The following is a 26366-nucleotide window of genomic DNA, read 5'->3' on the forward strand; positions in this document are numbered from 1 at the left end:
AGTCGAAAAAATCTAGCAAGATCCCAACCAATTCTAGTCTTTGTTTGTTATTTTATAATAATATGACACCATCGCTGAAAAGTTGTTAAAAGTTTATTTTCAGCTGATTTTTAAAGATTTATCTACCAAAAATTGGTAATTTTATCGAAAATTATAAACAGAATAAATAAACCATTTTATGTCTACAAGTGAATATAGTTTTTTCAAAGGAGTAGAGCGAAGCTTTGATAAGGCGGCTAAATTTACGCGATTTTCAGCCGGGATATTGGAGCAGATCAAAGCATGTAATTCGATATTGCGTGTCAAATTTCCGGTTCGTATCGGTGATGGTGTGGAAGTGATAGAAGCCTATCGTGTACAGCACTCACACCACAAGTTACCTTGTAAGGGAGGGATCCGTTTTAGTATGGAAGTAAACCAAGATGAGGTGATGGCTTTGGCAGCACTGATGACTTATAAGTGTGCTATTGTGAATGTGCCTTTTGGTGGTGGAAAAGGGGGTATAAAAATAGATTCTAAGAAGTATAGTGTATTCGATTTAGAGAAAATCACTCGTCGCTATACTTCCGAATTGTGCAAAAAGAATTTTATGGGGCCTGGGATCGATGTTCCCGCTCCTGATTATGGCACGAGCGGTCGGGAAATGAGCTGGATAGTAGATACATACTCTTCTTTAAATCCCAATGATGTTAATGCCATGGCCTGTGTTACAGGTAAGCCTATTTCGCAGGGCGGTGTTAGAGGCCGTGTAGAAGCAACAGGTCTAGGTGTGTTCTTTGGCATTCGAGAGGCTTGTTCTTTTGAAGAAGATATGGCAAAGTTGGGTCTGACCAAAGGAGTAAGAGGAAAAAGAGTTATCGTGCAGGGATTAGGAAATGTAGGCTATCACGCCGCTAAATATTTTCAGACTGCCGGAGCTATTATTGTGGGATTGATTGAATACAATGGAGCCATCTACGATGCAAATGGAATAGATGTCGATATGGCGCAAGCGCATCGTGCCAAGAACGGTTCATTGTTGAATTTTCCTAATGCCAGAAATATAGAAAATGTATCCGAAGGACTAGAACAGGCGTGTGATATTCTTATCCCAGCCGCTCTGGAATCGGTAATCCATAAGGACAATGCCTCCCGTATTCAAGCAAAAATCATTGGTGAAGCCGCAAATGGCCCATTGACTCCGGATGCGGATGAGATATTGCTTGCAAAGGGGGTACTGATTATTCCGGATATGTATCTGAATGCTGGTGGTGTAACTGTTTCTTATTTTGAATGGTTAAAAAACCTGAGTCACGTACGCTATGGTCGTTTGGAAAAGCGATTTAGCGAAAATAGATATGCCGAGATTATTAGCTCTGTTGAAAATATGACAAATAAGAAGATTTCTGATGTAGAGCGTAAGATCATCCTTAAAGGTCCGGACGAGATCGATCTCGTACACTCGGGGCTTGAAGATACGATGATGGGGTCTTATCAAGAAATAAGAGAAATCTATGTCAATACACCTGGTGTGAATGATATGCGTACAGCTGCATTTATCTGTGCAATTAATAAAATAGGAGTTTCTTACGAAGAACTGGGTATATTCCCGTAAACAAAAAGCAGGAAATTACAATAAGTATAGTGTCCGGTTGGTCGTGTAAACAATTTTTAGAAAAGACAAGATCAGCTTTGTATGGGGCATCTATAAAACTTCGTGTATCTTTGTAGCATGAAACTTACGAATCTATTTCACCAAACTAAGCAAGCATTCTTCTTTAGTTTGGTGTTTTATATAATAGGGACTCTAATGGTGATCCTCAAGGTATCTTTTGCTCCGGTTATATTTAGTATTTCACTGCTAATTTCGCTTATATGGGTATTTCTGGTACTTCGGGAAATTATGCTTTCTCGATATATTGATCCTTCCGAACGATTCATGTTAATCCTATTTATTATATTTTTAAATATCATTGGGGGAATCGTTTATTTTTATTTTATTCGAGAAAGAGTTATACAACAAAAAGGAGCAAAAAAATGAAGAAGCAAATTATATTAAACGTACTACTTAATCTTGGGATTGTTTTTCTAATTATGAGTGGAGTTGCTGCGTATAAAAGTGGAAATATGCTGATTCTTGGATTGGCTATCGCAATTGGTGTAGTACTGATCTATCTAAAAATGGTACTCTTAAAATATGTTCGAAATCAGGTTAAGAGATAGTTACGGAAACCTCCTTTGACGAAGTAAAAGAAGAATAAAAAAACGGGTTAATTTTACGTTAACCCGTTTTTTATTTCTAATGATTATTTTATTTTACAAAAGGAGGTTTTTTGATTACCGCTTTTACCTTTTGATTACGGATATTGATGTAGATTTCGGCACCTTCCTTTGCGAAGGCGGTATTGACATAACCGAGGCCAATAGATTTTTTCAATGAAGGAGATTGCGTTCCCGAGGTTACACGACCGATTACGTTACCCTCAGCATCTACGATTTCATAATCGTGGCGAGGGATGCCTCTATCAATCATTTCAAAGCCAACCAATTTCTGTGCAACGCCATTTTCTTTTTCTGCTTTAAGATTAGCTGAATTTACAAAGTCTTTCGTGAATTTCGTTACCCAGCCTAAGCCTGCAGCGAATGGTGAGGTCTTGTCATCAATGTCATTACCATATAAGCAGAATCCCATTTCCAACCGCAAGGTATCGCGCGCACCTAGTCCTATTGGTTTGATACCATAAGCTGCGCCGGCTTCAAATATCGCTTTCCACACTTTCTCTGCATCTTCGTTCGCAACATAGATTTCGAAGCCTCCGGCGCCGGTGTATCCAGTCGCTGATACAATTACATTGTCTACTCCAGCGAATTTGCCTTTTTGGAAGGTGTAATATTCCATTGGCGCAAGGTCGATGTCTGTTAGCGATTGTAATGCGTCTGCTGCTTTAGGACCTTGGATTGCTAACAACGAAGTTTTGTCGGAGATATCTTTCATATCAACACCTTCGGTATTGTATTTACTGATCCAGTTCCAATCCTTTTCAATATTAGAGGCATTTACCACCAATAAATACGTCGTCTCGTCTATGCGATACGTCAAAAAGTCGTCTACGATACCACCGTCTTCATTTGGAATATATCCGTATTGTACTTTGCCATCGTAAAGTTTAGCGGCATCATTAGAAGAAATCTTTTGGATCAGGTCCAATGCTTTTTCTCCTTTTAATATAAACTCGCCCATGTGACTTACATCGAAAACGCCGACAGCTGTCCGTACAGTCTCGTGTTCATCATTAATACCAGAATATTGCACGGGCATATTAAAGCCAGCGAAAGGAACCATTTTAGCACCTAATGATATGTGTAGGTCTGTTAAAGCAGTATTTTTCATTTGTTTTATATTTATATTTTTAGGACGTGATGAAACACATCGATGTTCAAAAAATCACTCCTTGCAGGTGTTTGCTGATTTTATTGAGCATGTAAGTTTCATTTTATTTATATTAAGTAATGTTTTTTTACAAAAATAGTTATTTAAATAACAATAAAGACGATCTTTTTATGATATTAGTAATTTGCGCAATCGATTACTTTTGTACAGTGAGTTTGTAGATCGTTGTTTCAAGACTTTCATCATCCGGATCTTCACAGAGCAAAAAAAGTAATTTATGCTCATCTTCTTCCATCAACGTGATCCCTTCGAATTTATGGGAGGTAGATATCATTGTTAGATCTTGAACTTGTTTGGTTTCAAGGTCTATTTTACCAAATAGGCTTCCCCCTTTTTCTCCATCTTCATAAGTGGATTCTGTACCTTCTATCGCTGCCAAAAAGTAAATGCTGTTACCGATAAGTATAGCATCTGTGAAGCCGGCTATTCCTTTTTCAAAACGAGGGAGAACAACAGGAAAAAACTGCGCGGGATCTTTAAATTTTAAATCTATCCGAATAATGCCATTTTTTCCAGCAGGACCATTTCCTCTGTTGAAAAGATAATAATGATTATGGTGGATGAAGGAGCCTTCGATATTTAGGTCCTCGTCTACAATAGATAATGATTCCTTTACGGCTTGAAACTTATCTGTCCATGTTTGATGTATTACGGGATCAGGTTTACTTAGATTTAGCTTGAAAAGATGATTTCTATTCTTTGTAGAGGCAGAACCGAATATGTAGAATGTATCCTTGTGTTTAAAAATAGATTCGATGTCCAATTTACTCGCTTTGCTCACCTGTTCATTATTGCCGTTATCATCGTAAAGTAGGTGCTTTTCGAGGCGATTTTCTGTAATAAGATAGGTATAGAGATAATTGCTGTTGTCGGCTATCAGAAAAATACTGTTATTTTCATAATGTAAGCCCGAAGCCGCACCTACGCCTGAAATGGTCAAAAATATTTCGATTAAGAAATTGCTAAGCATGATTGTATCGGATTGGACATAGTTAGTATCTCAAGCACACGATGAAATTCAGGCTGAAGAGAAGCTTCAATATGTATATTTTCTTGCGTATGAGGGTGGATGAAGTTAAGTGATCGCGCATGCAGCATCATGGTGTCCATTTTAAATGTTTCCTTCCAAATTTTATTCTGCTTGTTGCATCCATGTGGTCTATCGCCTATTATGGGGTGAAGAATGTGTGCAAAATGTCTTCTTAACTGGTGCATTCGTCCGGTTTCGGGACTTGCTTCCACGAGTGAATAACGTGAAGTTGGAAATTTTCCGGAAGGAATATCAATTTCAGCCTGAGCGAGCTTTTTAAAATGTGTTATGGCTTCTTGTATCGTACCGTTCTCTTTAGCTAAAGGATAGTCTATTGTACCCTCTTCGGCACAGAAGCCTCTTAATATTGCGATGTATTTTTTTTCTATTGCTTTATTGGCGAATAAGGGCTGAACCAGTTGATCTGTCTCTTTATCCAGCGAAAATAAGAGGACACCGGCGGTCTTTCTATCGAGACGATGTGCCGGATACACTGTTTTACCAATTTGATCCCTAAGGAGTTGTAATGCAAATAGCGATGTATCTGCAGCAATGGAGGATCTGTGTACCAATAGACCGTGAGGTTTATTGATCGCAATGAGATTTTCGTCTTCGTAAAGTATCTCTAACATTACAGCTTTTTGAGAATGTCTATGATCTCTTCTGCTTTTTTATCAATTTTTGGACTAAACCATATATTTTTAAAAGCACCACCTCCTATCGGCGTTTCTTCCTCCTGCCATTTAAGACTTACGATCGAAAGCAAATAGTAGTTTTTTATCCGTACGTTATTCTTAACAAATTCGTCGACAATGCGGTTGCCAAATAATGTCATGCCCAGATTTAATGCGTCTTGGTGTTCGTAATTGAGCTCTTTCTCTACTAAAGTTTTTACTTTTTCTTTTACGGCTATGTAAAACACCTCTTCCTTGGGATTCGTCAGAATCGCAGCAAGCATGATAGCGATAATAGCTAATGCAAATATTCTTGTTTTAGACATGGTACAAACTTAGATAAAATGCTTAGCATTCACGAACGTCTATTAGGAAAATACTATTCGTAATTTGCTCAGATGCAATTATAATCGCGTTGAATAAAAACGAAAATTTATTCATTCGAGCCACAAATTTTTTTCATTAACCAATTTTATTTCAACTCAAATACCACGTCTATATAACAGGTCAGTTTGATGGGGCGGATGTCGATATTAAGACCATTCCCACTGGATTCAAATGCCGAGTCATTAGCCGCTTTTGCATAAGACATCATGCGGGGCTGTGGAATTAAGTCATTGAAATTCATGCTGCTATTGTCGTTGATGACTAGGGCCTTTCCTACGCCTTGTTGATCCGCTTCTGCCAATATCTCAGCATTGCGACGTGCATCTTTTACTGCTTCCGTTTTTAATTCCTTTTCAATTTCTTTTTTCTGGGAGTGATCGTATCCACTAATTGATGTGCTTTCGATCCCAAAAGGATCTACTTTATCTAATATGACGTCTAAGTTATTGAGGTTAGATATTTTGAGACGATATTGGCGAGCCTGCAATAATTCGTTTCCTTTTTTCTTTGTATTGTAGTTGTAGCTATATACGTTTTGAATAGTAAAGTCCTCTTTTTTTACCCCATTTGCCATAGCAGCATCGTATAGTTGCTTTTCCAACGTTTCAATAGAAGCCTTTTTCTTGGTGTTTCCATCCATATAAAATTCTTTCAAATTAATGGATAGATAGATAATATCCGGAGTTACTTCGCGTTCGGCGAAACCTTTGGTTGCTACTTTACGACTGTTTTCTACATTTCCGGTTTGTGCTTGAGCCATTGTCATTGCGCCGATCAAAATAAGGACACTTAATAATTTTTTCATCTGTATGTAATCTATGTATATAAAAGTACTTCAAAAACTCTACCGTTTTTATGTATTGGATAGACACAAAACAACTATCAGCGTTTAAAGTTGTTTTCAAAAAAATTATATCTTTTCAAAAAAATTAATACCTTTAGAAAAAATAATACCTTAATACAATGCAAGAAGGAGTAGTAAAATTCTTTAATGAAACCAAAGGTTTCGGTTTCATCATTCCAAATTCTGGCGAGAGTGAGATTTTCGTTCACGTGTCAGGATTAATCGACAAAATTCGTGAGAACGACAACGTGTCTTATGATGTAGAGCAAGGCCGCAAAGGTCTTAACGCGGTAAATGTAAAAGTTATCTAATAGATTCTATATATATTTATTGTGAAAAGCCCGTATTCAAATTTTGAATACGGGCTTTTTTATGTTTGTGTCCCGTGTTTTAGACAGGTCTATTGCTGTCGAAAGGGTTATTGGGTGTATGCGGATTGGTATAGGTGATTATCAACACCAACAACGATGTTTAGTGAAATATTTCCTCTAGGATGTAAAGTGAATTAACCTCTCCAAAGTTTTCCGTATGGAGACGGTAAAAATCTATTATTTTTTGCAGGAGGTAAATCCTATCCACATGTTTCATGTGAAAGTGATGAGATGCTTCATAGCTGGCTGTGAGTATATTGTGGAAGATTGTCGTATGTGGCTCCTGCAATACATGTTGATGTGGCGGGAGGGAATCAGTAAACACGCCGTCCATTAGATCAAAGAACGGTTTCTGATCTTGGTTTACGGTAGGTAAGAAACCTAGAAACTTGCTGAGTTTCATCAGAAAACTAAGATGGAAATTAGCTAAAGGGCTTTCCGTTTCGTCCAGCCATAGTATAGATTGCTGGATGAACTGAAATAGTTGTGGATCAGGTTGCTGATGCTTCAATACCTTATATAGTACCTCATTAAGAAAAATAGCCAATGAACTTTTTACGATATCTAGCGGTATTTGGTGCAATGTAGGGTATTGTTGCGCCTCTTTGATTCGCTGTAGTGTATTATTATCTTTATGATATACCACCAGCTCTAGTAAGTGCAGTGGCTGGAGTATGTTGATGTGGATTTTAGCTTTGGGTTTTCGGGCACCGTTAATCAAATAGGATTGTAATCCCAGATCTTCTGTAAAGATTTGGGCTACTACACTGTTTTCCGAATAGTTGGTGACTTTGAGGGAAATTCCCTTGGTCTTCTGAAGCATATTTTTCTTACTACTTTTCTCTTCTTTTTTCCAAAATGGTGTTGCGGTCTATTTTGCGAAAAAAACTGTAGATGATATGGAGAAATCCCATTCCGAATAGAATCACACCAAGCGCCATAATAATTTTGTAGAGATTATTCTCGTTTTCCATAAGGATATCGCTGCTATATATAGCAGCAGCACCTGTTAGTAAGAGGAGAATTCCACGTAGTAGATATTTGTTCATTGTGAATTGTTGAAAACTATTTTGCCTTCTGTAGACAAATATAATATTATAAAAGATATACATTTGCGAGAAGGGCCCATTATTGAATTATTTTTTCAAATAATTCTCATATTACTGTTGTATATCACAAAAAAAATTTAGATATTTGCAAACTCTTTGCAGAGAGTGTAAAGGGACAATTATTGTAAATAGACAACATTAAAAATAAATATCATGTCAAGAATTTGTGATTTAACAGGCAAAACGGCATTAACAGGAAATAACGTATCTCACTCGAACGTTAAGACTAAACGTAAATTCTATCCGAATTTGCAAACTAAGCGTTTTTATATTCCTGAAGAAGATCGTTGGATAACTTTAAAAGTGTCTACATCTGCTATTAGAACAATTAACAAGAACGGAATTACTTCGGTTATCAATAAATTTATCAAAAAAGGATACGTTTAGTAGATAATCGCCTGTTAATTAAAAATATTCATGAACATTAGTCCTCCGGGATTTTAATAAAGTAAAACAATGGCTAAAAAAGGAAATAGAGTACAAGTAATCTTAGAATGTACTGAGCACAAAGAAAGTGGTCTTCCAGGGATGTCACGTTACATCACAACAAAAAACAAAAAGAATACTACAGAACGTTTAGAGTTGAAAAAATTCAACCCTGTTTTGAGAAAAGTTACTGTTCACAAAGAAATTAAGTAATCACGTTATTGGTGGTCTAGTACCATTATTTAAAAATATTATACCATGGCAAAGAAAGCAGTTGCATCGTTACAAAAAGGTGGCGGTAAAGAATTTACAAAAGTTATCATCACTACTAAATCTGCGAAAACGGGAGCTTATACTTTCAAAGAAAGTATGATCCACAACGACAACGTAAAAGAAGTTGTTGCTGCAGCGTCTAAATAAGCAGAAGATATTCCTTTTTTAAAGTTTTTCTTTAAAAATACGAAAAGCCGTTTTGGTATTGCACCAGAAGGGCTTTTTTAGTATGTTTGATTCCCCTAACCCCGAAGGGGAATATCGGATTTTGTGTTTCGCCATTGCGGCAAGGGGGATGACTTTACTTTTTTACGAATGGGATTATTTGATTTTTTTAAGAAAAAACAGGAAACTCCTGAAGCACAAGAGGCCTTAGATCGCGGATTGGAAAAGACCAAAGAAGGCTTTTTGTCCAAAATTACAAAAGCTGTTGTCGGTAAATCGACAGTGGATGATGATGTATTGGATAATCTGGAGGAGGTATTGGTCACTTCGGATGTGGGGGTGACGACTACGTTGAAAATAGTAGATCGTATTCAACAACGTGTCGCCCGCGACAAATATATAAGTACCGATGAGCTGAACGGACTTCTTAAAGAGGAAATACAAGATCTGTTGGCAGAAAATAACAGTGCGGATTTTGAAAACTTTGAATATGGAAATCATAAGCCCTATGTTATTATGGTGGTGGGTGTCAATGGAGTAGGCAAGACGACGACTATAGGTAAATTAGCACATCAGCTTAAATTAGCGGGAAATAAAGTAGTATTGGGAGCCGCGGATACGTTTAGAGCTGCTGCGGTAGATCAAATTCAACTTTGGGGTGAACGGGTAGGTGTACGTGTAGTGGCGCAAGCTATGGGTTCAGATCCGGCTTCGGTGGCATTCGATACGGTACAATCTGCCGTAGCTAATGGTGATGATGTCGCTATTATTGATACAGCAGGTCGTTTGCATAATAAAGTGGGGCTAATGAATGAGCTCGGTAAAATTAAAACGGTCATGCAGAAGGTTGTGCCGGGTGCCCCACATGAGATCTTATTGGTACTGGATGCTTCTACCGGACAGAATGCGATAGAACAATGTACGCAATTTACGCAAGCTACTGATGTTAATGCTTTGGCGTTGACAAAATTAGACGGTACAGCCAAGGGTGGTGTAGTAATTGGAATTTCCGATCAATTCAAGATTCCGGTAAAGTATATTGGAGTGGGAGAGAAAATCGGCGATCTGCAATTATTTAACAAGAAAGATTTCGTGGATTCACTATTTAAATAATTACACGAATTTATGGATTATACGGATTAAATTGATGGCGGATGCGATCTTATCGTTGAAAACGAAGTGATCGCCGCGCTTAAATCCATGTAATCATATACAAAAGAAGAATGAGAACAAAATATGCAAAGGTTGCTCCACCGGTGAGTAAACCTCGTGTGAATGTCGTAACACTAGGATGTTCAAAAAATATACACGATAGCGAGGTGTTGATGGGACAATTGAAGGGCAATCAAATCGAGGTCGTTCACGAGTCGGCGAATATTCAGGCCAACGATATCGTTGTAATCAACACATGTGGATTTATCGACAACGCAAAACAGGAATCGATAGATACCATTCTGCAGTATTCAGAGCTTAAAGATCAAGGTAAAATAAATAAAGTAATTGTAACGGGGTGTTTGTCTGAGCGATATAAACCCGAATTGCAGTCCGAAATTCCAAATGTAGACGCATATTTCGGAACCAATGATCTTCCAGACCTGCTATCCACTATAGGAGCAGACTATCGACATGAATTATTGGGCGAACGCCTATTGACTACACCATCTCACTTTTCGTATTTCAAAATTGCAGAAGGCTGTAATCGTCCATGCTCTTTTTGTGCTATCCCGCTTATGCGTGGAAAACATGTTTCTAAATCAATCGATGACCTGGTGAAAGAAGCTAAGTTTTTGGCTTCAAATGGCACCAAGGAGCTCATTCTAATTGCACAGGATCTAACGTATTATGGACTGGATATTTACGGTAAGCGTAATCTTTCCGATTTAATGCGGCACCTTTCTGATGTAGATGGAATAGAATGGATTCGCCTGCAGTATGCTTATCCTTCCGGATTTCCGATGGACATCCTGGATGCTATGAACGAAAGAAGTAATATTTGTAACTACTTAGACATGCCATTGCAGCACATTAGCGATAGTATGTTAACGTCGATGCGTCGTGGTACAAGTAAGCAAAAGCAAATTGACCTTGTCCACAAAATACGGGATAAAGTTCCGGATATCGCTTTGCGTACAACGCTGATCTGTGGATATCCGGGAGAGACGGAACAAGATTTTCAAGAGATGTTAGAATGGGTCGAGGAAACGCGTTTCGACCGTTTGGGTTGTTTTACGTATTCGCACGAAGAAAAAACACACGCACATACCTTAACGGATGATGTTCCGGAAGAGGTGAAACAAGAACGTGTAGAAGCTATCATGGAAGTACAGCAAGGCATTTCTTATGAGATCAACCAAGAGAAAATAGGGAAAACGTTCAAAGTTTTGATTGACAAAGTGGATGGGGATTATTTTGTGGGCCGTACCGAATATGACTCGCCGGAAGTAGACAATGAAGTACTTATTGACGCGAAGGACAATTATGTCCGTACCGGCGATTTCGTACCGGTAAATATTCATCGGGCCGAAGACTTCGATTTGTATGGTACTGTTGTGAAGTAACAAACTTAAAATGTGTCGTTAAATACAATAAAACAGTTGTAAAAAGACAGGAAGTTCGCTAAGTTTGTTATAGATTATTTTAACTATTTCACTACGGTCAATATGACAAAGAATTTATCCTTCCTGAGCCTCGTGTTGGGTTCGCTGCTTGTGGCCTGTAATCCCAATGATGTTGAACCTGAAGTAATTATTGATCCGGTTGAGGATATTGCGTCTATTTCGGTTATTAATGTCTCTAAACAAGCTTCTCTGCCCAATCAACTGCATATCGATGGACTACTCGGAGCGAGCACAGGAATCACGATTGCTGAATCATCAGGGCAGCCCGCTAAATATGAAGACATTCAGGCGGGTCTGCGTAAGTTTTCTATCGGAGACTACGAAGATACTGTCCGCATCAAACAACATCACTATTATACCTTGATGGTGTTTGATAAGGATAGTGTACAGCTTACGGTTGATGCACCTTATGATTCACAAAACAAATTTGATATCCTGCAATTAATACGCTGGAATCTTATCGGTGCCGATCCATCCGGGTATAAAGTCGATATGGAGGGAGATTCGGTGATCCGTAATATTGAACTAAATGCTTTCACCTATGTTCCTTCTGAATCGAAAAAGGTGGAGGTACAATTATATCGCAAGAGTAATCTGAAGACAGCGGTCGCTACACAGGAGATTGAAATCGATATGAATAAGAAGTTTACGGTGAATATCTCGTATGATGCCGTTAAGGAAGAATATGAGTTTAATACGATTGTTCAAGCTTCAAAGTAAGCGAGGTGTGCTATCCACAATTGTCAAATAAATGATATAATTTGTTGTGTGAACCTTCCTTTTTAGAAAAATATCTAAGTTTGTGCAAGATTTAAAAAGGTAGATGAAAGCAACCTATATCGACTATAAAGACACCAATAGTTTTTCCAAAACATTGCTCGCGTATTTGGCAGCAGATGAGGAGTTAGTAAATTTTTACGGCAATTCTCCTAATATCGCGGGTTTTGAGAAACAAATCGAACTAAAGTCTTCTTTTACTTTTGAAAGTCGAACAATTCTAGTCGATCAGCTAAAACGACAATACGGCTCCCTGTTAGCAGATTCCCCTCAAGTTGCTGCTAATATTGAGTTATTAACGGATCAAAATACCTTTACCGTTACCACAGGCCATCAACTAAATATTTTCACGGGGCCCTTGTATTTTATCTTCAAAATTGTCACCGCGATACGTCTAGCTTCTGATTTAAAGAAAAATTTTCCGGACAAGGAATTCGTGCCTGTTTACTGGATGGCGACAGAGGACCACGATTTTGAAGAAATCAACAATACGCGGGTATATGGTAAAAAGATAGTTTGGGATGTTCCGCGTGTTTCGGGTACCGGAAGGATGGATACAGGCAGTATGGAACAGGTGGTCCGTCAATACTGTTCGATGTTGGGTCTATCCGAAAATTCTACCAAACTTACAGCGATGGTGGAAGATGCCTATCGCAAAGACCGGTCATTGGCAGATGCAACCCGTGTTTTTGCCAATGCACTATTCAAGGAATATGGTCTGGTCATTGTGGATGCCGATAAGCCGGAGCTAAAAAGACTCTTCGCGCATATTATTGAAGACGATATCCTGCATGAGAAGAGCTTTTATGCCATTACGGAGACTTCCCAGCTGCTAGAAGAAAAAAGTTTCCAAGCGCAGGTACATGCTCGAGAATGTAACTTTTTTTATCTGACGGACGATTTCCGGGAGCGGATTGTCAGAAATTCCGATGGTAGATTTGAGATTTTACATCAGGAGATATATTTCACCGAAGCGGAAATACGAGCTGAAATTCAGTCTCATCCCGAGCGCTTTAGCCCAAATGTAGTTATGCGGCCATTATACGAAGAAGTGATTCTTCCTAATTTAGCCTATATCGGGGGTGGTGCTGAAATTGTTTATTGGCTTCAATTGAAAGCTAATTTCGACCAGTTTGGAGTGCCTTTTCCGATTCTGATACCTCGTAACTCGGCCATGATTACGGACGATAAAGTAGCCGGTAAAATCTTTCGATTAGATCTCACGTTTAAGAGCATTTTCAAACCCACACTCATCTTGCAGAATGATTATGTCAAACGGCATACTACCCATCGTCTTAATTTAAGGGATGAATGGATGGAAATCAATGCCATATTTGGGAAAATCAAGCTCCGTACACACAAAATTGATCCTAGTCTCACTCCGAGTGCCGAAGCCGTAAAGGCTCGTTTGAAAAAAGCCATGAACAATCTGGAAAAGAAACTTCTGAAAGCCGACAAAAGGAACCATGAAGAAGCCCTAATCCACATTGAACGAGTGAAAGAGCAGTTATTTCCTGGTGGTGGACTGCAGGAGCGTACAGAGAATTTCGCAACATTGTACATTAAATATGGCGACGATTTGGTCAACGAGCTGGTGAAACATTTTAATCCGTTAGATTTTAAGTTTACCATCCTGTATTAATAGAAGACTTCGGCCATCATACATCTCACACTTCCTCCTCCATATTGTTCGATGGTGGATATAGGGGCATGAATTATTTTTCCGAATTGTTCCAACAACCCTATTTGTTCCTCTGTATAGTTTTCGAATGCCTGTGTGCTCATGCAAATAAGAGGCTGACCGTCTCTGGAATGTACCTCTAAGATATTACCTGCGAAGTGATCTAGTTGATCTTTAGAGATGGCAATAATGGTCTTATTGGTTTCTTCAAAATACTTTTGAAGCATTTTCCGATACTCTGTACTAGGAATACTATCCCAACAAATGACACAAAAATTGGTTCCTACAGAGAGCATGACATTAGTATGATAGATGGGAAGCATTTTGCCATCCACATTATGCAGCGCTTCAAAAATTACGGGACGATATCCGATCTCTTCACAAAATAGCTCTACCAATTGAGAATGAGCTCTTTCTGATAAGGAGCAATAAGCGATTTTATGGACTCTATCTAATACCAGTACACCGGTGCCTTCCATATACCGTCCAATTTCTTCATAGATTGAATAGTCCTTTATTTTTTCGAAGCCGATACCCGCCTCGCGGAGTGCACCCAAATAATTTAGATTTCGTTCTTCCCTTCGATTTGGAGCAAACATAGGATATAGAATAGCAGTCTCTCCCTGATGAAATGAAATTACGTTATTAGGAAAAATACAATCAGGGGTATCCAGATTTGTATCATTTTCTACGACGATTGTACGAATTCCGTGTGTTTTTAATAAGTTGATAAAGTTGTTAAACTCTGCTAATGCGAGTTCTTGCACGTTCATCTGTTTTCCTTCTTGCTGAAAATGATTATTCACAGCCGTTTCTTCATTGCGCCTGAAGGCAGAGGGTCTTACCAGTAAAATGGTGTCAGTGGTTTGCATATCAATCTCGTGTTAAAGGTAGTGTGGAGCAACGGAGTAATCCTTCTTGTTTGCCAATTTCGTGGTATGGGATTTCCTCTACAATAAATGACTGTTGTCGAAGCCAAGAGTTAAGGCGTGTAAATCTCTTTTCAGAAACAATAATCTCCGGACTAATAGAGAACACATTTGAATACATTTGATACATTTCATCAGCTGTAATTTGGAATAAATTTTCGATCCCGAATAGATCTACAATCTTATTGTATTCGGTTTCTTCCCGGAACCCATCTTTGAAGATAATTGCATGATGTGTCCCGACTGGTTGAAAACAACAGTCCAAATGTAAAGCATTGGCTCTGGCATCGGTCATAGATTTGATCAGATTAAATTCGAGCACCTTTTTGTTAGGGAATAAATTTCTGATAAAATCTACACCATGTATATTCGTTCGTGCAGTATTGTATTGGGTGTAGTCTTTTCCTCTGTAGGTACCGATAAAAATGTAATCATTCCATAAGATTACATCCCCACCTTCAATATGGACTTCTTCCGGTGGAACAATGAATTTTTCCGAATCCATTTGACGGACAATATATTGAATCGCATTCCATTCTTCCGCCCGATCGGGAAGAATATTAGCTTTAATAAAGTAGTCATCTATTACAAAGCCGATATCACGTGTAAAGATTTGGTTCAGGTTTGGGATTAGCTCAGGGTGATAGACTTGGACTCCGTATCGTTGTAGTACTTCGGCGAAAGTTTCAAGCTCATATATCATATCGCTTTCGGTAGGGTAGGTGCCTGCACGGATGTGTTCTAATGATTTTGGATCATACGCCTCTTCCTCTTTAGGAACATGGCCATTACTTTTTGCTATTCCCAATACTACGGCTCTCAATCTACCGGTCTCGTTTTTCACATTTAGTTTTAGCATAAAAATACTATAAAAGGTCTTTTTGCGAAGTTAGGAAACATAATCTGAATCAAATAGGTCTCCGAAATTATTACGAATCTTTACGAAATAAATGATAAATATTGCAAGAATGTTTTCTTCAGCAGGCCTTATTTTATAAAAAAGCTAAGAATTCAGGGTAGATTTAGAAATTGTTTTAATTCGTGAAGCCGTAAAGTGTACGAATCTTCGACTTTACAGTTATTTTCTACAAGAATTTTTTGAAAATGGAATACAATATCTTCAGATCTTCCTCGTTTAGGTTGGCTGTTGTCGTATCTTTTTGAATATAGTGTGTTTTGAATGCTTTAATCGCGGCATCCAGGTTTTTGACATCGTAACCAATAATACGTAGTGCCAACCGGGGGTCGAAGCCGATAGGAGGAACTTCCAAATAGTCATCGTACCAAAAACCAAACCCCTTTTCGGCCAACGTTTTCCAGGGGAAACGTGAGGGGTCATTTTTGCGCGTAGGGGCATAATCCATGTGGCCTATAAAATTAGCTTGGGGGATCTTGTAAGCATCTTTTAAATAGGTTAATAATTGAACCAAAGCGTTGATCTGTATCTCTGGCCAGGGATCGGTGGTTCCGTTGTTGTCCAATTCTATACCGATTGATGAGGAATTCAAATCGGTATCGTTGCCCCATTTTCCCAATCCGGCATGGTGTCCACGGTAATAATCGTTAACCATTTGTACAATTTTTCCATCCCTTCCAATGACATAGTGCGAACTTACACCCGCTCTTTCACTGTGGAAGGTTTTTACCGTCTGTTCCAATGAATTTTGGGCAGTGTGGTGTATCATGACATAATTGGGTTTACGTACACCAAAATTAATAGATGCAATCCATTCTTTATCTGCGGCATTAATTTTTTCCAGTTGTCCTGTTACCGGACTTTCTTTATACGCTTCAGCAAATTGTTTTGCTTTCTTTTTATATACTTTCTCGGTAGCGGCATATTTTCCTCCTCCACATGAAGAAAAGATAAGTAATGCTGTGATGGCAGATAGAATGGAATGTGCTTTCATATCGCAAATATATTGAGTGTCAGGGATATTCTTGTTTGTTAATATAATATTTGTGTAAATCTATAGTGCGATAGGGAGATAATAGGACTGCTAATAAAATTTGCTGTATCTTTGTCACGTGGCAGAGAAAACTAAGTTAGTGGATATCAGAAGTCTTTCATTGGATCAATTGAAAGAAAAACTTACCGAAATGGGTGAGCAGGCATTTCGTGCAAAGCAAATTTATGAATGGATCTGGCAGAAATCAGCAACTGATTTTGATCAAATGAGTAATTTGAGTAAGTCGCTTCGCGAAAAGTTGAAAGCTGGTTTTACGATTAATTTTGTTGCTGTTAAAGCATCGCAGATTAGTGCAGACCGAACGATAAAAAGTAGCTTTTCACTTTATGATGGCAACATTATTGAGGGCGTGTTGATTCCGACTCCGGAGCGTATGACGGCATGTGTGAGTTCACAAGTGGGCTGTAGCCTTACCTGCAAATTTTGTGCTACAGGGTATATGGATCGTAAGCGTAACCTCAATGCCGACGAAATTTATGATCAGGTTGTCCTGATCAGTAAACAAGCCGAAGAAAAATACGGACTCCCGCTTACAAATATTGTATATATGGGAATGGGAGAGCCTCTCTTGAATTATTCAAACATGATGAAGTCCGTTGAGCGTATAACAGCGGAAGACGGTTTGAATATGGCAGCTAAACGTATAACGGTTTCTACTGCCGGTATTGCCAAGATGATTAAAAAGCTAGGTGATGATGAAGTGAGATTTAATCTAGCGCTTTCTTTACATGCTGCAAATGATGAAAAGCGCAATGAAATCATGCCCATCAACGAGCAAAATACGCTTCAATCACTTGCCGAAGCCCTTAAATATTACTACGCTAAAACTAAAAATCCGGTTACTTTCGAATATATCGTATTTCACAATTTTAACGACGAACTGCAAGATGCTAAAGAATTAGCTCGTTTTTGTAGACATGTACCTTGCAAAGTCAATATTATAGAATACAATCCAATCGCGCTTGCGGATTTTATCAACGCGGAAGCCGACAAAATCGAGCAGTTTGCAACTTATTTGCGTAGTCAGGGCATTATTACCAATGTACGTCGTAGTCGGGGTAAAGATATCGATGCCGCATGTGGTCAATTGGCGATAAAAGAAAAGCTTTCATGATTCCATTGAATCATCAACAGTTATGAAAGTTCTTGGTGGCGATTGGAGACAGATACTTTTAGAAAAAAGCAGCAACAGCATAATAATTTATTATTATCTTTAACCAACTAATCAGTTAAAGAGGTGATAATTCGTCAATATTTTCAGGATTTGGTACACTTGCTTTTCCCGAGTATATGTGTAGGATGTGAGGTTTCCCTTTTCTCACACGAAGAGTTGCTGTGTACAGAATGTTTATATCATCTTCCTTTTACTGATTTTCATCTGGACATTGACAATGCGACGGCCCGTCAGTTGTGGGGCAAACTAGACGTTCAATTTGCTATATCTATGTTATATCTATCTAAGTCTTCTCGTGTAGAAAAAATCTTGTATAATTTAAAATACGGAAGCCAACCGGAAGTAGGCTATTATTTAGGTAAAATGTATGCGCGGAAATTGTCGCAGGTTCCCGATATGGAACAGGTCGATTTAATTTTACCGGTTCCATTGCATCGCTCAAAATTGCGGAAAAGGGGGTATAATCAATCCAGCTATTTAGCAAAAGGTCTAGCCGAAGGACTGGAAAAAGAATGGTCAGATACATTGTTGTTACGATCAAAGGCAACAGTAAGTCAAACGAAAAAGAATCGATCGGATCGATACGATAATGTGGAGAATATATTTTACATCCGAGATCAGGGAATGGTTAAAGACAAACATATTTTGATTGTCGATGATGTATTGACTACAGGGGCCACCATTTCATCTCTAGGAAATGTGTTGATAGATGCAGGAGCGAAAGTAAGTGTGGCGACTATAGCCCGAGCTTAGCCCTATCTCCTTTTTCCGGTTGGGGACGGGCAATCACAGTCTTTTTTTAAAATGCCACAGGACTGCATGCTTGTTGTTATCAGCAAGGATGCGATCAGCCAGATAATGTATTTTTTTTGCATTATAATTCTCTTTTTTGATAGCACAAAATATACGCAAACGTCCCCATTCCTATACCTACCACATCCGCAAATATGTCCCACCAATCGGAAGTACGGCTTGGAGAAAAGTACAATTGAGCACCTTCGGTTATGAACGCAAATATAACTGTACTTATCAAGACTTTAAAAATAGTTATCCATTTGTAGGCTCTCCTTTTGGATTTAATGATAGACCCCCGGTATAACAGGACAGCCAAGACAAAGAATGTACCACAGTGTGCCAATTTGTCGAAACCTTCAAAAAGGGGTATTCCTACTTCATTGGAAGGCATTATCATAAGCACAAGCATAATAAGCGCCCAAAGTATAGCCCAAAAGTAATTTATAATATATCTCATGATGCTCTAAATGTCGTGTTAATCTTTGAATTACAGAAAGTAAATTTGAAAAATTATTTATCTAATTATCAGATGTTTGTGTTGTTTTATGTCAAAAATATAGTACTATGTATTGCAAAGTACTTGTTAAAGGATATATCTTTGTATTATTATGATAGCAGAAAATACACAAACCCAAATGCGAAAGGGGATACTGGAATACTGTATTCTTTCCATTATCTCTAGGGGTGAAATATACGCTTCGGATATTATTGGCGAGCTTAAAAAGGCGGAGCTTTTAGTAGTTGAAGGAACACTATATCCATTATTGACTCGCCTTAAGAACAATGGTCTGTTGAGTTACAGTTGGAAGGAGTCTACATCCGGCCCTCCCCGCAAGTACTATCAGATCACTGTTGAAGGTACCGACGTATTGAGAAAACTAGATATCACCTGGAAAGAATTAGTTTACGCAGTAGAGACAGCATTATCCGGACAAAAATAATACACATAAACAACCCAGCTATAACAATAAAAATCATGAATAAGACCATCATCATAAATATCAACAGCATTGTTTTTCACATCGAAGAAGATGCTTATGAGACCTTACGCGGCTATATGATCGATATTAAGAGGCATTTTAGCCAATCTGCAGATAGTGGAGAAATATTGCTTGACATTGAGAATCGGATTGCTGAAATGTTCAGTGAGCGTATTCAGTCGGGAAGAAAAGAAGTGATCAATAAAGACGATGTTTCCGAAGTTATTGCGCAGATGGGACGGGTGAGTGACTTTGAAGAAGCATCTGAAGAAGAAGAAATCGGGCAACAATCTTTTCATCAACAACAGGCTTCAAGCGGAGAAGAACATAAACCTTTCCAAGCGGGAAAGAAACTAATGCGTGATCCGGAAGATACGACAATCGGCGGTGTTTGTAGCGGTTTAGGGCATTATTTTGGTGTTCAGCCGAAGTGGATGCGCGCATTCTTTATTCTATTCGTTTTGATTGGCGGATCTGGAGTACTACTTTATATCGTATTGTGGGCAGTGATGCCGGTAGCTTCTACGCGTGCAGATAGAATGGCAATGCGGGGGGAAGCACCCAATTTGCAAAATTTCAAAAAGAATTTTGAAGAAGAGATGGATGGTATCCGGGAAAATTTTTCGGGTGCAAACGCGCATTTTAGTAGGGGGTTGCGCACAATCGGAACAGGTTTCGGAGAGATTTTCAAATTCATCGGAAAGGCACTTGCAGCGTGTATGCTTGTGTTCACCGGAGCTAGTATTTTTGGCTTATTTTTCTTTTTTGTCGCTTGTACATTAGCCATCATGGGCTATCAGGAAGCAATCTATTTTCCGCCATTGGAGATATTAGAACCGGGACAGGCGTTTTTTGCATTGTTAGCAGGTTCCCTCGCCATAGCACTACCTTTTATAGCGTTATTTTACATTTTAGTACGGATCTTATTTAAGATCAGACCCATGAATAATTACCTTTCTTTGGGTATGTGGGCGACTTGGATAGTATCTATTATCGTGGTGATATTCTATTGTGTCATAGGTGCGCGAGATTTTAGGGAAGATAGTATCATCAAAGTGGATAGGCCACTTAAGGCACAGCCTGTTTATTCGTTTTTGGAAAAAGATGTGCGGGTGATCGAAGCCTCTTCATCTGCAGATGGTAAAACCAAATACAATATTCAGGTAGATGGAGAAAGTTTGCACAATCTGTTGCGTTCGGATATTGAAATTCGTTTTGAGTCATTGGATTCTTTGGAAAAGCCCTTTATACAATATCATTATAAAGCGAAGGGGAAATCGTATCAATTGGCGGCCGAACGTGCCTCAAAAATAAATTATCAAGCCGAACAGGTAGATAATAAAGTAATCTTTAACAGTCATTTTGCACTGGGTGCCGATGATTTGTACAGGGGTCAGAGTGTGAGCGTGGTTGTATATCTACCTGTGGGATCTAAAGTAGATATTGACAGATCTTTGAAGGGTAAAATTAGAGAAATTGCTTATTACAATTGCTACGATAATTACGACGAAGAATTAAAAATAAAACAAACAGAATGGATAATGACAAAATCTGGTTTGATCTGTGCTATACCTGAAAAAGTAGAAGTAGAAAAAAAAGAAGAAGAGGATGCAATGGCATCGGAATAATTTGCGTCTAAGAGATAACATTCATATACATAATGAAACAAACGTTACTATTATTGCTGTTAAATATGCTTACTACTGTTCATTTTGCTTGGGCTTCCCGACAGGAAACCGATGTAAAAGGTAAGGTAGTAGATGAACAGCAAGAACCAATTGTCGGGGCTTCTGTTTATCTTTTGTCTTCCAGTACACAGGCTATTATCAAAACAAGTGTCACCAATGAATCGGGATACTATGAAATAAAAAATGCGCCCCAGGGTTCATTTGTAATAGAAGTTTTAGTAGTAGGATTGTCTAAATTCAAAAGTGAACCGTTTACTGTTGTTGATACGGGAATAGAAATGGCTGTCATAACGATGTTACCATTATCTACCGAAATAGAGGCAGTAGAAGTAAAAGGCGAATTACCGCTTATTCAAAGCTCAAATGGAAAACTGATCCTGAATGTCGAAAACTCTTCTATTTCAGCAGGGAATAATGCTTTGGAAGTTCTAAAAAGAGCGCCTGGTGTAAGTGTCGACAAGGATGATAATGTATTGTTGATGGGACAACAGGGTGTTAATGTTACTATCGATGGCCGTCAAACCTATATGACCGGAGATCAATTGGCAACATTTTTGAAGAGTACAGATGGCGCCCAGATAAAAAGTATTGAAGTTTCTACGACGCGTTCTGCTAAAGATGATGCAGAGGGTGCCGCAGGAGTCATTAATATTGTGATGAAAAAAAATAGAGCAGAAGGTTTTAATGGATCTTTTGTAGCCAGTGGCGGTATGGGAAAGCACTTCAGAGGGAATTCATCTATTAATCTGAATTACAAGAAGAACAATACAACATTGTTTGGTAACTATTCTTATACAGATAATACAAGAGAGAATGATTTGGATATTGAGCGGACGATTTCAAACAATAATGTGAATACCGTTTCGAATCAAAAATCTATTTTAATAGACAATGATCACACTCATAATTATAAAGTTGGCATAGAGCAGAAGACATCTGATAGGAATATTCTGACTCTTCAATTTAATGGAAACAATAACCTTGAAGAGCAGGATAACCATAGTATAACCAATTTTGGCCGTAATCTGGTAAGTATAGATTCCATTTTGAATTCTGTAACCATTAGCAACCAAACCTTTAATCGGTATTCATTCAATGCTAATAACGAGTTTAAAATAGATACAATTGGCACGAAGCTGACAGCTGATGTTGATTACAGTATGTTTCGTACCACAAACAATGTGGATTATGATTACCGTATGTTGAATCCGGATCGATCTCCGCTGTATGAACCCGAGGTCGAACGTAATATAATGCCTGTTGAGATCGATATTTTTGCTGCAAAATTGGATTTTTTAAAACCCTTAGGAAAAGGTCAATTGGAGGCTGGCGTTAAATATAGTAATGTAAAATCAGATAATAATACGCAGTACAATTTATTCCTTGGCAATAGCTGGCAAAATGATGCGAATCGTTCCAATTATTTCATTTACAAGGAGCAGATCGCCGCGGGATACATCGATTACAATACAACATTTGGGAAGTGGAACGCAAAAGTTGGATTGAGAGGTGAGTATACCATATCTGATGGACATTCTGTTACAAAAGATGAGCAGGTTAAACGGGATTATCTGGATTTATTTCCTTCTGGATCGTTGAGTTATAATGCACACGAGAATCATGTATTGGCACTAGGCTATGCACGTAAGATTTCACGTCCAAACTACCGATTCCTCAATCCTTTTGAGTTTTATATTGACAAGTTTACTTTCATGAAAGGCAATCCCTATTTGAATCCGCAGTATACCCATAATATTACGTTGAATTATAGTCTGTATAAAATGTTTAATATTGCATTAGGTACTGATTTAACAAGAGATGCGATAGTAGAGAGTATAGGTCAGGATTCTACCAAAAATACGACATGGGTTATCCGGGAGAATCTAGGTAGATCTTCTACCAGCTACGTAAATATCAGTGCACCATTTCGGATTGGTAAATTTTGGACAATGTATAATAACCTGACAGGCATTCATATGTTTTTCAAAGGTCCGATTGCTGGTTCATACGTAAGTCAAGGGTCGGTTTTCTTCCAAGGGTCGTCCATGAATACCTTTAAACTTTCAAAAGCATTCTCAGCCGAAATGTCTGTTAACTATGCGTCTCCATTCCTCTACAATGTATATCGTATTGAAACCAAGTGGAACATGGATTTGGGTGTTAGTTATAATTTTAAAGACGAGCGAAGCTCGCTCAAATTGGCAGCGACAGACGTGTTTAAAACCAATAGACAAGACCTTTCGACTAATTTTGCAGAGTTTAACTCTAAAATACGGCAGTATCATGATGCACAGTCAGTCCGACTGACATACACCTATAAATTTGGGAATCTAAAACAATCTATCCGCAAAAAAGACAGCGATAGCGAGGAGAAAAATAGGGCATTATAATGAAGTTATTTTGTTTTCATGTTTAGTTTAATCAAACCGTAAGCTTTTTGCTTGCGGTTTTTTAGTTATAATTGTAGTATGAAGGTAAATAGCATATCTATTTTTTGTGCATCAAGTCCTGGTTTTGACGAATCCTGGATGCAAGAAGCACGTCATGTGGGTGAATATTTAGCAGCGGAAAAGATTACATTGGTTTATGGAGGTGGACGGGTTGGACTTATGGGGGCCGTAGCTGATGGATCCTTAGCAAAACATGGAAAGGTAATCGGCGTAATTCCTAAGTTTTTAAACAGTAAAGAAATTGCGCATAGTGGGGTCACGGAACTAATATGTGTAGATACTATGCACGAACGTAAAACGCTCATGGACGAGATGTCTGAAGGTATTATTGCGTTGCCCGGCGGATTCGGAACATTGGAAGAGCTATTTGAGATGATAACTTGGGCCCAGCTTGGTCTGCATCAAAAACCCGTTGGGATATTAAATACAAACGGAATTTACGATCATCTCATAGCCTTTATTGGTCATCTTGTGCAGGTAGGTTTTTTAAAGAAGGAGAATCAGGAGATGCTATTAGTGGATGATACCATAGAAGGACTTATCCGTAAAATGGAATCGTATGTAGCACCCAATGTACCCAAATGGCTGAACCAAGATCGAATATAAAAGTTTTCGGCAGATTGATCGATGACTTTTTGTAAAGCAGGTCCCAGGGGGGATCGAATGGTTGACAACCGATTTATCGGCTAAGTGCATCTGCTCGCCTCCGTTTTTGAGTCGGTAGCTGGTCATTCGGTTTGTGACAGGGGGCCGGCAACTCCTGTGCATTTGAAATATTGAATGGTGCCTAAAGCAATATTGTTAAATACATCTTGATAACCGGGGATTATTGAAATTGAGACAATAGTCTTCGGACGATCGAATTTGCAAAAGGTTTATAACGTTACAAGTCAAGCAGGGGGGCCTGACTTGTAACTGTTGTTTTAAAATATAAACTTAGTGCTGACGAAATTGGAATTATTGCTTTCAATAATATCATTGAGCAGCTTCTTATTGTCATCTGTATATTTAGCCGCTACCAGTGATCGTATAGAAAACGACCGTATGGCATCGAATACCGAAAGTGTACCTTCCGCACTATCTTTTCGTCCGGTGAAAGGGAAGCTATCGGGGCCACGCTGACACTGGCAATTAATGTTCACCCGGCTTACCTGATTCACTAACGGATCGATCAATGATGAAATGATCGCTGCATTGCGACTGAATATACTTACCTGCTGACCATGTGGTGAGCTAATTAGATATTCGATGGGTTCCTCCAGATCATCAAAAGGCACGACAGGGATCAATGGTCCGAACTGCTCTTCCCGATACAGTTTCATCTTATCGTTTACAGGATATAAAATAGCAGGGTACACAAAGGACTCAAGTGTCTGCCCTCCGTTCTCGTTGATGACTTTTGCGCCATTTGCAACCGCATCGTTGATGCATTCCTGTAAATATGCAGGCTTATTAGGTTCTGGAAGAGGGGTAAGCGACACACCATTTTCCCACGGCATTCCGAATTTTAACTTGGAGACTTCTTCAGAGAGCTTTTTCAGGAATTCCTGTGCCAAGCTGCGGTGTACATATACAATTTTAATAGCCGTGCAACGTTGCCCATTGAACGACAAAGAACCAAGCACCGTTTCCTTTACCGCGAGGTCGAGGTCGACATCTTTTGTAATAATAGCAGCATTTTTGGCATCTAAACCTAATATAGCACGTAGTCTATTTACTTTTGGGTGGAGTTTTTTAAGCTCATTTGCAACCTTACTGCTCCCTATCAAAGTTAGTACGTTGATTTTGCCGGATTCCATTAGTGCCGGAATAATCTTATTACCTCTTCCGTAGATCGTGTTGATTACACCCTTTGGAAAACTAGATTGAAATGCCTCCAGTAATGGGTAATGTAATAATGTACCGTGCTTTGGTGGTTTGAATAACAGCGTGTTACCCATTATCAGGGCCGGAATCAACGTCGTGAATGTTTCATTCAATGGATAATTGAATGGTCCCATACACAATACAACCCCGAGCGGTGAACGGCGGATCTGAGCAATAATGCCCTGTTCTATTTCGAATCGGGAAGATTGTCTATCCAGATCTTTCAACGAATCGATCGTAGCATAAATATATTCTACCGTTCTATCAAATTCTTTAATCGAATCCGCATAAGATTTTCCGATTTCCCACATGATCAATTTGACAACAATGTTTTTTTTGTCGATCATTTTATTGGTGAAATCTTCCACACATTTAATGCGCTCAGCTACCGACATCGTAGGCCATTTCCCACGACCATTGTCGTAAGCTGCTACAGCAGCATTTAGTGCTTCCTCAGATTCTTTTTCAGTACATACCGGATAGCTGCCGATACGTTTACGAGCCAGTCCACTTTTTGTTTTTACACATACCGGCGAGAAAACTTCACTGACAGGGCCATTCCACGTTTTCATTTCTCCGTTTGACAGAAATGTACGCTGATCGATCTGTTCTTCCAAGAGATACTCCTTGGGGATGTCTTCTTCTTCCCTAAAGAGGTTTTCCAAATTTAAGCTCATATTAAGTTTCGTTGTTTAAGGATTATGTACTAAAGTGAACCAGAAGCTTGAC

28 protein-coding genes are annotated in these 26366 nt (G+C 38.7%); 16 read left to right on the forward strand and 12 right to left on the reverse strand.

Annotated elements, in window-relative coordinates; all coding sequences use genetic code 11:
- Nucleotides 1-178: 178 nt before the first annotated feature.
- A complete protein-coding gene (locus tag E4F24_RS02485) occupies nt 179-1594 on the forward strand; it encodes a Glu/Leu/Phe/Val family dehydrogenase (RefSeq protein WP_140937017.1) in 1416 nt (471 codons plus the stop codon).
- A gap of 422 nt (nt 1595-2016) precedes the next feature.
- Nucleotides 2017-2202 (forward strand): DUF6358 family protein, encoded by a 186-nt coding sequence (locus E4F24_RS02495; protein ID WP_140937019.1) that lies wholly within the window; start codon nt 2017-2019, stop codon nt 2200-2202.
- A gap of 88 nt (nt 2203-2290) precedes the next feature.
- Here E4F24_RS02495 and gcvT read toward each other — a convergent pair whose 3' ends face one another.
- From gcvT to E4F24_RS02520, 5 genes are all read right to left on the reverse strand, one after another.
- Complete coding sequence (gene gcvT, locus E4F24_RS02500) at nt 2291-3370, reverse strand: glycine cleavage system aminomethyltransferase GcvT (RefSeq protein ID WP_140937020.1); 1080 nt, start codon at nt 3368-3370, stop codon at nt 2291-2293.
- A gap of 196 nt (nt 3371-3566) precedes the next feature.
- Entirely contained in the window at nt 3567-4400 is an 834-nt protein-coding gene (locus E4F24_RS02505) for a DUF6929 family protein (RefSeq protein ID WP_140937021.1), read from the reverse strand.
- Nucleotides 4382-5092, reverse strand: coding sequence for a pseudouridine synthase (locus E4F24_RS02510; RefSeq protein ID WP_140937022.1), 711 nt, complete (start codon nt 5090-5092; stop codon nt 4382-4384). The genes E4F24_RS02505 and E4F24_RS02510 overlap by 19 nt, the downstream gene beginning before the upstream one ends.
- Nucleotides 5092-5460: a hypothetical protein gene (locus E4F24_RS02515; RefSeq protein ID WP_140937023.1), complete on the reverse strand. Its 369-nt coding sequence runs from the start codon at nt 5458-5460 to the stop codon at nt 5092-5094. The genes E4F24_RS02510 and E4F24_RS02515 overlap by 1 nt, the downstream gene beginning before the upstream one ends.
- A 146-nt stretch (nt 5461-5606) precedes the next feature.
- Nucleotides 5607-6326, reverse strand: a complete 720-nt coding sequence (locus tag E4F24_RS02520) for an SIMPL domain-containing protein (protein ID WP_140937024.1) — start codon at nt 6324-6326, stop codon at nt 5607-5609.
- Nucleotides 6327-6484: 158 nt separating this feature from the next.
- Between E4F24_RS02520 and E4F24_RS02525 the strand changes: the two genes are divergently transcribed.
- Nucleotides 6485-6676: a cold-shock protein gene (locus E4F24_RS02525; RefSeq protein WP_136900624.1), complete on the forward strand. Its 192-nt coding sequence runs from the start codon at nt 6485-6487 to the stop codon at nt 6674-6676.
- A 160-nt stretch (nt 6677-6836) separates the two neighbouring features.
- Here the strand turns inward: E4F24_RS02525 and recO are convergent, their stop codons facing one another.
- Nucleotides 6837-7559 carry a DNA repair protein RecO gene (gene recO / locus E4F24_RS02530; protein WP_140937025.1) on the reverse strand — a complete coding sequence of 241 codons (723 nt, stop codon included), beginning with the start codon at nt 7557-7559 and terminating at the stop codon, nt 6837-6839.
- 10 nt (nt 7560-7569) lie between these two features.
- Nucleotides 7570-7785 carry a signal peptidase gene (locus E4F24_RS02535; protein WP_140937026.1) on the reverse strand — a complete coding sequence of 72 codons (216 nt, stop codon included), beginning with the start codon at nt 7783-7785 and terminating at the stop codon, nt 7570-7572.
- A gap of 213 nt (nt 7786-7998) precedes the next feature.
- On the opposite strand from E4F24_RS02535, the gene rpmB reads away from it, so the two are divergent.
- The 7 genes from rpmB to bshC all read left to right on the forward strand — a co-directional run bounded on the left by rpmB (nt 7999) and on the right by bshC (nt 13746).
- On the forward strand, nt 7999-8232 hold the full coding sequence (rpmB, locus tag E4F24_RS02540) for a 50S ribosomal protein L28 (protein WP_140937027.1): 234 nt from the start codon (nt 7999-8001) through the stop codon (nt 8230-8232).
- A 69-nt stretch (nt 8233-8301) separates the two neighbouring features.
- The gene (gene rpmG, locus E4F24_RS02545) at nt 8302-8484 is read left to right on the forward strand and encodes a 50S ribosomal protein L33 (RefSeq protein WP_002998409.1); all 183 of its coding nucleotides are present in this window, start codon (nt 8302-8304) and stop codon (nt 8482-8484) included.
- A 45-nt stretch (nt 8485-8529) separates the two neighbouring features.
- The gene (locus E4F24_RS02550; RefSeq protein ID WP_140937028.1) at nt 8530-8691 is read left to right on the forward strand and encodes a DUF4295 domain-containing protein; all 162 of its coding nucleotides are present in this window, start codon (nt 8530-8532) and stop codon (nt 8689-8691) included.
- A 168-nt stretch (nt 8692-8859) separates the two neighbouring features.
- On the forward strand, nt 8860-9822 hold the full coding sequence (gene ftsY / locus E4F24_RS02555; protein ID WP_140937029.1) for a signal recognition particle-docking protein FtsY: 963 nt from the start codon (nt 8860-8862) through the stop codon (nt 9820-9822).
- Between the two features lie 110 nt (nt 9823-9932).
- Nucleotides 9933-11267, forward strand: a complete 1335-nt coding sequence (gene rimO / locus E4F24_RS02560) for a 30S ribosomal protein S12 methylthiotransferase RimO (RefSeq protein ID WP_140937030.1) — start codon at nt 9933-9935, stop codon at nt 11265-11267.
- A 102-nt stretch (nt 11268-11369) separates the two neighbouring features.
- Complete coding sequence (locus tag E4F24_RS02565; protein ID WP_140937031.1) at nt 11370-12047, forward strand: hypothetical protein; 678 nt, start codon at nt 11370-11372, stop codon at nt 12045-12047.
- A gap of 103 nt (nt 12048-12150) precedes the next feature.
- On the forward strand, nt 12151-13746 hold the full coding sequence (gene bshC / locus E4F24_RS02570) for a bacillithiol biosynthesis cysteine-adding enzyme BshC (protein ID WP_140937032.1): 1596 nt from the start codon (nt 12151-12153) through the stop codon (nt 13744-13746).
- Here the strand turns inward: bshC and ctlX are convergent.
- From ctlX to E4F24_RS02585, 3 genes are all read right to left on the reverse strand, one after another.
- Nucleotides 13743-14657: a citrulline utilization hydrolase CtlX gene (gene ctlX, locus E4F24_RS02575; RefSeq protein ID WP_140937033.1), complete on the reverse strand. Its 915-nt coding sequence runs from the start codon at nt 14655-14657 to the stop codon at nt 13743-13745. The two genes, bshC and ctlX, sit on opposite strands and share 4 nt — an antisense overlap.
- A 1-nt stretch (nt 14658) precedes the next feature.
- Entirely contained in the window at nt 14659-15573 is a 915-nt protein-coding gene (locus E4F24_RS02580) for a dimethylarginine dimethylaminohydrolase family protein (RefSeq protein ID WP_140937034.1), read from the reverse strand.
- A 226-nt stretch (nt 15574-15799) separates the two neighbouring features.
- Entirely contained in the window at nt 15800-16624 is an 825-nt protein-coding gene (locus E4F24_RS02585; RefSeq protein ID WP_140937035.1) for an N-acetylmuramoyl-L-alanine amidase, read from the reverse strand.
- A 118-nt stretch (nt 16625-16742) separates the two neighbouring features.
- Between E4F24_RS02585 and rlmN the strand changes: the two genes are divergently transcribed.
- Together rlmN and E4F24_RS02595 are read left to right on the forward strand one after the other, a co-directional pair.
- On the forward strand, nt 16743-17798 hold the full coding sequence (rlmN, locus tag E4F24_RS02590) for a dual-specificity RNA methyltransferase RlmN (protein WP_140937036.1): 1056 nt from the start codon (nt 16743-16745) through the stop codon (nt 17796-17798).
- A 123-nt stretch (nt 17799-17921) separates the two neighbouring features.
- Nucleotides 17922-18611: a ComF family protein gene (locus tag E4F24_RS02595; RefSeq protein WP_235891139.1), complete on the forward strand. Its 690-nt coding sequence runs from the start codon at nt 17922-17924 to the stop codon at nt 18609-18611.
- A gap of 121 nt (nt 18612-18732) precedes the next feature.
- Here E4F24_RS02595 and E4F24_RS02600 read toward each other — a convergent pair whose 3' ends face one another.
- Nucleotides 18733-19110, reverse strand: coding sequence for a VanZ family protein (locus E4F24_RS02600; RefSeq protein ID WP_140937037.1), 378 nt, complete (start codon nt 19108-19110; stop codon nt 18733-18735).
- Between the two features lie 151 nt (nt 19111-19261).
- Between E4F24_RS02600 and E4F24_RS02605 the strand changes: the two genes are divergently transcribed.
- From E4F24_RS02605 to E4F24_RS02620, 4 genes are all read left to right on the forward strand, one after another.
- Nucleotides 19262-19594, forward strand: coding sequence for a PadR family transcriptional regulator (locus tag E4F24_RS02605; RefSeq protein WP_140937038.1), 333 nt, complete (start codon nt 19262-19264; stop codon nt 19592-19594).
- A gap of 35 nt (nt 19595-19629) precedes the next feature.
- Nucleotides 19630-21261 (forward strand): PspC domain-containing protein, encoded by a 1632-nt coding sequence (locus E4F24_RS02610; protein WP_140937039.1) that lies wholly within the window; start codon nt 19630-19632, stop codon nt 21259-21261.
- Nucleotides 21262-21293: 32 nt separating this feature from the next.
- Entirely contained in the window at nt 21294-23711 is a 2418-nt protein-coding gene (locus E4F24_RS02615) for a TonB-dependent receptor domain-containing protein (RefSeq protein WP_140937040.1), read from the forward strand.
- Between the two features lie 78 nt (nt 23712-23789).
- Nucleotides 23790-24377: an LOG family protein gene (locus tag E4F24_RS02620; protein WP_140937041.1), complete on the forward strand. Its 588-nt coding sequence runs from the start codon at nt 23790-23792 to the stop codon at nt 24375-24377.
- Nucleotides 24378-24694: 317 nt separating this feature from the next.
- On the opposite strand, the gene E4F24_RS02625 is transcribed toward E4F24_RS02620, so the two are convergent.
- Nucleotides 24695-26314: an NADP-dependent glyceraldehyde-3-phosphate dehydrogenase gene (locus E4F24_RS02625; RefSeq protein ID WP_140937042.1), complete on the reverse strand. Its 1620-nt coding sequence runs from the start codon at nt 26312-26314 to the stop codon at nt 24695-24697.
- Between the last annotated feature and the right edge of the window lie 52 nt (nt 26315-26366).

Source organism: Sphingobacterium lumbrici (assembly GCF_006476045.1).
GTDB lineage: Bacteria > Bacteroidota > Bacteroidia > Sphingobacteriales > Sphingobacteriaceae > Sphingobacterium > Sphingobacterium lumbrici.

Excerpts from the sequence above, each read along its gene's own strand:
- E4F24_RS02485 (WP_140937017.1), top strand. The coding sequence starts at position 179 with ATGTCTACAAGTGAATATAGTTTTTTCAAAGGAGTAGAGCGAAGCTTT.
- E4F24_RS02495 (WP_140937019.1), top strand. The coding sequence starts at position 2,017 with ATGAAGAAGCAAATTATATTAAACGTACTACTTAATCTTGGGATTGTT.
- gcvT (WP_140937020.1), bottom strand. The coding sequence starts at position 3,370 with ATGAAAAATACTGCTTTAACAGACCTACACATATCATTAGGTGCTAAA.
- E4F24_RS02505 (WP_140937021.1), bottom strand. The coding sequence starts at position 4,400 with ATGCTTAGCAATTTCTTAATCGAAATATTTTTGACCATTTCAGGCGTA.
- E4F24_RS02510 (WP_140937022.1), bottom strand. The coding sequence starts at position 5,092 with ATGTTAGAGATACTTTACGAAGACGAAAATCTCATTGCGATCAATAAA.
- E4F24_RS02515 (WP_140937023.1), bottom strand. The coding sequence starts at position 5,460 with ATGTCTAAAACAAGAATATTTGCATTAGCTATTATCGCTATCATGCTT.
- E4F24_RS02520 (WP_140937024.1), bottom strand. The coding sequence starts at position 6,326 with ATGAAAAAATTATTAAGTGTCCTTATTTTGATCGGCGCAATGACAATG.
- E4F24_RS02525 (WP_136900624.1), top strand. The coding sequence starts at position 6,485 with ATGCAAGAAGGAGTAGTAAAATTCTTTAATGAAACCAAAGGTTTCGGT.
- recO (WP_140937025.1), bottom strand. The coding sequence starts at position 7,559 with ATGCTTCAGAAGACCAAGGGAATTTCCCTCAAAGTCACCAACTATTCG.
- E4F24_RS02535 (WP_140937026.1), bottom strand. The coding sequence starts at position 7,785 with ATGAACAAATATCTACTACGTGGAATTCTCCTCTTACTAACAGGTGCT.
- rpmB (WP_140937027.1), top strand. The coding sequence starts at position 7,999 with ATGTCAAGAATTTGTGATTTAACAGGCAAAACGGCATTAACAGGAAAT.
- rpmG (WP_002998409.1), top strand. The coding sequence starts at position 8,302 with ATGGCTAAAAAAGGAAATAGAGTACAAGTAATCTTAGAATGTACTGAG.
- E4F24_RS02550 (WP_140937028.1), top strand. The coding sequence starts at position 8,530 with ATGGCAAAGAAAGCAGTTGCATCGTTACAAAAAGGTGGCGGTAAAGAA.
- ftsY (WP_140937029.1), top strand. The coding sequence starts at position 8,860 with ATGGGATTATTTGATTTTTTTAAGAAAAAACAGGAAACTCCTGAAGCA.
- rimO (WP_140937030.1), top strand. The coding sequence starts at position 9,933 with ATGAGAACAAAATATGCAAAGGTTGCTCCACCGGTGAGTAAACCTCGT.
- E4F24_RS02565 (WP_140937031.1), top strand. The coding sequence starts at position 11,370 with ATGACAAAGAATTTATCCTTCCTGAGCCTCGTGTTGGGTTCGCTGCTT.
- bshC (WP_140937032.1), top strand. The coding sequence starts at position 12,151 with ATGAAAGCAACCTATATCGACTATAAAGACACCAATAGTTTTTCCAAA.
- ctlX (WP_140937033.1), bottom strand. The coding sequence starts at position 14,657 with ATGCAAACCACTGACACCATTTTACTGGTAAGACCCTCTGCCTTCAGG.
- E4F24_RS02580 (WP_140937034.1), bottom strand. The coding sequence starts at position 15,573 with ATGCTAAAACTAAATGTGAAAAACGAGACCGGTAGATTGAGAGCCGTA.
- E4F24_RS02585 (WP_140937035.1), bottom strand. The coding sequence starts at position 16,624 with ATGAAAGCACATTCCATTCTATCTGCCATCACAGCATTACTTATCTTT.
- E4F24_RS02600 (WP_140937037.1), bottom strand. The coding sequence starts at position 19,110 with ATGAGATATATTATAAATTACTTTTGGGCTATACTTTGGGCGCTTATT.
- E4F24_RS02605 (WP_140937038.1), top strand. The coding sequence starts at position 19,262 with ATGATAGCAGAAAATACACAAACCCAAATGCGAAAGGGGATACTGGAA.
- E4F24_RS02610 (WP_140937039.1), top strand. The coding sequence starts at position 19,630 with ATGAATAAGACCATCATCATAAATATCAACAGCATTGTTTTTCACATC.
- E4F24_RS02615 (WP_140937040.1), top strand. The coding sequence starts at position 21,294 with ATGAAACAAACGTTACTATTATTGCTGTTAAATATGCTTACTACTGTT.
- E4F24_RS02620 (WP_140937041.1), top strand. The coding sequence starts at position 23,790 with ATGAAGGTAAATAGCATATCTATTTTTTGTGCATCAAGTCCTGGTTTT.
- E4F24_RS02625 (WP_140937042.1), bottom strand. The coding sequence starts at position 26,314 with ATGAGCTTAAATTTGGAAAACCTCTTTAGGGAAGAAGAAGACATCCCC.